The sequence below is a fragment of the Chamaesiphon sp. VAR_69_metabat_338 genome, assembly GCF_031423935.1.
GTDB lineage: Bacteria > Cyanobacteriota > Cyanobacteriia > Cyanobacteriales > Chamaesiphonaceae > Chamaesiphon.
Genome location: NZ_JANPGM010000338.1, coordinates 1 through 3,915 on the forward strand (window position 1 = coordinate 1; position 3,915 = coordinate 3,915).

Below are 3,915 nucleotides of genomic sequence, written 5' to 3' on the forward strand. Positions count from 1 at the left end.
TGTCAGCCTGGAGATCTCACCGATGTATCTTCGGTTGGCTCCCGATCCTGTCTTGGAGAAAATGTCGCTCCAATTAGGTTTGCAAGTAGTTGCGGAGATGGCTCCATTTTGTCCTGAAGGTGGTGCCTACAGTCATCACCACTAATTTCTCAAGATTTAAATCGTGCTGGTATTAAGGATTGAAATACCGACTCCAGCACGATCGATCTGGATTTACCTGTCAAACATCATTACGACATAGCGCGAGCGTGCAAATTTATTGCCAACAACTATTACAACTGCTCCAATTAGCGAGTCCACTTTTGCCCGTAGGTGGATATAGTTATTCTGAGGGTTTAGAAAGTTTAATTCTACAAGGCAAGATCGGCGATCGATCGACTCTGAAAACTTGGATCGATCGCGAATTACAGGCTGGGGCAATTGGCATCGAGACAGCCGTTATGGCTCGATCGTATCAAGCTTGCTGCCAGTTAAATAGCGCAGGATTAAACTACTGGAATAACTGGCTCACCGCCGCCCGCGAAACTGAAGAATTGCGACTGCAAAGTTGGCAAATGGGTGGTTCTTTAATTAAACTCGCGATCGAAATCACACCAGAAATTAAAGCATTGAGCGAATCGATCGAGCATAGTTGTCATTATGCGATCGCTTTTGGCATCACCGCACAATTTTGGCAGATCGACAGACGAGCGGCAATTCTCGCTTACCTACACAGTTGGACATCCAATCAAGTCAGTGTCGGGATTAAATCGATTCCCCTCGGTCAAACAGCCGGTCAGCAAATTTTATGGCAATTGCAACACTCGATCGAGCTGCGATCTCAAACTATTCTAGATCTAGCTGATGAAGATCTTTACGCGTGTAGTTGGGGATCTACTCTGGCCAGTATGCAACATGAAACTCTCTATAGTCGGCTGTTTAGGAGTTAAGAAGTTGCGGCAACATGTGAATTTCAGCGTATTCACATGTTGCACCAATAGGAAAATATTAGCGGTCGCCACAGATCCAAGGGTACCCTCGGTCTATACTAAGCACTAATATGTTTCGACTTGCAAAATGCGGTCGTACCTAATTGTTGATAAGTAGTATCAGGAATTGCGGCTTTGAGCGATCGACCGAGCCGATTTTTTTTCTGTGCTAATTGTAAGCAACTAGCCGTCGGACACAGATAAGCCGAACGTCCTTGCATCCAGGTATCGCCCAGATCGATCGCGATCGTATTAGTCGGATGACACTTGACCACTCGCCAGAACTCCGATCTGGCAGCCACCTTGCGACAACTGACGCACCGCCGATAATCCTTGTGTTTGACAGTTTTCGCTCTTTGACCTTCGCTGTTCGGCTTCAATTCATTCATGTGTGAGATCGAACAATACAGCAGTTTCTAATTCGATAAGTTGCAGTCTTTACCCCGCTCCCCGCTCCGCAAAACAACAACACATTTTATCCCCAAGAAAGATGCTGCCTAAATCCCAATAATGTATTTACGCCACTCGGCATGAGCACCATTATTAATTTGAGTTGCCGCTTCATAGTGCAGACTGCTGTAGGGTCGGCGCGGTTGGGTTGCCAGATGTAAGTTAGCTTCCTTGGGAGTGCGATTGCCTTTTTTGACATTGCAGCGCATACAGGCCGTAATCAAATTTTCCCAGGTATCGGGGCCGCCACGCGATCGCGGAATTACATGATCCAAGGTCAACCCATCCCCCTTGTATCCGCAGTATTGACACGAATGACTATCGCGATTGAGCACATTGCGACGGGTGAGGGGAATTTCACGATAGGGCACCGTGATATAGTGCCGCAGCCGAATCACCGTCGGGAGCGGAAAATCTTTAGCTAAATACTTGCCATTGTGTTCGACCTGTTCTGCCTTACCCTTGAGCATCAAGATGACTGCACGTCGCCAACCAGTAATGTTGAGCGGCTCATAGGAGGCATTTAACACCAGCACTTTGCTCATGTTTACTGTAGGATTTTAAGACCTATTATTCCTCTGATGTTAACACAAACTAAATTAAGTGTTGTGGGCGCGAGTGCCGCTGCCACCGCTGTTGGCTGGGTCGGTTTACCGACCTCTCGCTCTCGTGTGACACGGAAGTTTAACTTAAATTTAGCTCAAAACGAACTGCATTTAATTTACAAACTATCCTAGATTCGTTAGATTTATTTACAATACCGATTGCAGATAAATCTTCGCCACCATGGTCGATACTCTCACAAAAATCACCTACCAAACCCTTCAACAAGGCAAGAGCTACCTAAGCTTTGCCCACAAAGCCATCAGCATTCAGGCGCGGAAGGCACTAAAGCCCAACGATCTGCCAATGATTCCGGTACCACCAGAACTGATCGACAAGCTCCAGCAGCGCGTCAACGAGATCCAGGCTGTAGACTGGCAAGATGCCGAACGGGGCATTTATCCAACCAGCCTGCTCTTTGACGAACCCTGGGTCGATTACCTCCGCCAGTACCCGGCATTGGTGGCCGATATGCCGAGTATCTGGCAACGTGCCGACTCGAAAAAGTATCAAGATTTCGATCGCAGCATCGAAATCAATGACTATCCTAGCTACTATGTCCAAAATTTTCACCATCAAACTGGCGGCTATCTGAGCGATCTGTCTGCCAATTTGTACGATTTACAAGTGGAGATTTTGTTCGGTGGTAGTGCGGATGCGATGCGGCGGCGGGTCTTGGCACCGCTTAAAGCTGGCTTGAAAACATTTAGCGATGTTCCCCCCACGCAAATTCGGATTCTGGATGCGGCGTGTGGCACTGCGCGCACGCTGCGGGGTGTCCGGGCGGTGCTGCCCCAGGCTTCGCTGTTTGGGGTCGATTTGTCCGGTGCGTATCTGCGCAAAGCTAACGAACAGCTTGCAGATCTGCCAGGGCAATTGGTGCAGTTGCTCCAAGGAAATATTGAAGAGTTGCCCTATATCGACAATTACTTCCACGCCGTTACTTGCGTGTTCTTATTTCACGAACTGCCGCCAGCCGTCCGCCAACAAGCGATCGCGGAATGTTTTCGGGTGCTCAAGCCCGGTGGCACGTTCATTATTTGCGATTCAATTCAAGTGAGCGATTCGCCGGAGTTAGAAGCAATGATGCACGCGTTCCACGAAACTTTCCACGAGCCTTATTATCGCAGCTACATGGATGATAATCTGGTCGCACGGCTGCATAACGCCGGTTTTGCCGAAGTCTTGCCGACAGAAGTCCACTTCATGAGCAAGTATTTGGTAGCTAAAAAGCCGCTGGCATAGTTGTTTTTAAGAGAACTGGCTAGTGCTGTTACAAACCCGACTTTTTGGAAAAGTCGGGTTTGTGTTTTAACTGATGTGAAGATCGACTATTTATCGCTGTAAACGACTACCGGCACCCGTTTATAGGCTGGAGTACCCGATCGAGTTTCGGTTTGGGCGGTGAAAATAACGTTGACTTCGGGATAGAACATCAACGCCGCACCTTCGCGCACCGAGCCGTAAATGACTTCGACTTCCTCTAACTTGCCAGCATCGCCTTGAACTGTGACGCGATCGTGTGCCGCTACGCCAATTTTTTCGGCATCGAGCCGATTGACGAGAATGCAGTTGCGATGGGGCATCCCGCGATATTTATCGCCGAGTTTGTAGACGACGGTATTGTGCTGAGAATAACTGCGCCCGGTCATCAAAGCCAATACCAAACCGCGCTCCGGTCGATCGATCCCAAAGTCTGCCGGTGTTGGTAATGTCAGCGTTGGCAGCGGCGTAGCAAACATCTTTGCCTTACCAGACGGTGTTTTGAAGTGAGGGGTAGTGACGATCCGCCCAGAGATGGTAAACTCCTCATTAGTTTCGTCGATCGAGCCGATTTTCTCATAGCCTGGAATAGTTCTCGCAATCAGTTGCCGCACGTAGCGCGGATCGGCTA

The 3,915-nt window shown here is 48.7% G+C and carries 7 protein-coding genes; 4 read left to right on the top strand and 3 right to left on the bottom strand.

What is annotated here, in order from left to right:
- Positions 1-13 precede the first annotated feature (13 nt).
- Both RMO84_RS09645 and RMO84_RS09650 read left to right on the top strand, forming a co-directional pair.
- Positions 14-145 carry a hypothetical protein gene (locus RMO84_RS09645; protein WP_310488261.1) on the top strand — a complete coding sequence of 44 codons (132 nt, stop codon included), beginning with the start codon at positions 14-16 and terminating at the stop codon, positions 143-145.
- 103 nt (positions 146-248) lie between these two features.
- Complete coding sequence (locus RMO84_RS09650; RefSeq protein ID WP_396135818.1) at positions 249-929, top strand: urease accessory protein UreF; 681 nt, start codon at positions 249-251, stop codon at positions 927-929.
- Positions 930-1,027: 98 nt separating this feature from the next.
- Here the strand turns inward: RMO84_RS09650 and RMO84_RS09655 are convergent, their stop codons facing one another.
- Entirely contained in the window at positions 1,028-1,357 is a 330-nt protein-coding gene (locus tag RMO84_RS09655) for a YlxR family protein (RefSeq protein WP_310488256.1), read from the bottom strand.
- A 108-nt stretch (positions 1,358-1,465) separates the two neighbouring features.
- Entirely contained in the window at positions 1,466-1,963 is a 498-nt protein-coding gene (locus tag RMO84_RS09660; RefSeq protein WP_310488257.1) for an HNH endonuclease, read from the bottom strand.
- Positions 1,964-1,999: 36 nt separating this feature from the next.
- Here RMO84_RS09660 and RMO84_RS09665 point away from each other — a divergent pair, with 36 nt between their 5' ends.
- Positions 2,000-2,155, top strand: coding sequence for a hypothetical protein (locus RMO84_RS09665; protein WP_310488258.1), 156 nt, complete (start codon positions 2,000-2,002; stop codon positions 2,153-2,155).
- Positions 2,156-2,204: 49 nt separating this feature from the next.
- Positions 2,205-3,266 carry a methyltransferase domain-containing protein gene (locus RMO84_RS09670; RefSeq protein WP_310488259.1) on the top strand — a complete coding sequence of 354 codons (1,062 nt, stop codon included), beginning with the start codon at positions 2,205-2,207 and terminating at the stop codon, positions 3,264-3,266.
- Positions 3,267-3,352: 86 nt separating this feature from the next.
- Here the strand turns inward: RMO84_RS09670 and RMO84_RS09675 are convergent.
- Positions 3,353-3,915, bottom strand: a 563-nt coding sequence (locus tag RMO84_RS09675) for a molybdopterin dinucleotide binding domain-containing protein (RefSeq protein ID WP_310488260.1), incomplete at its 5' end; no start/stop codon positions are given.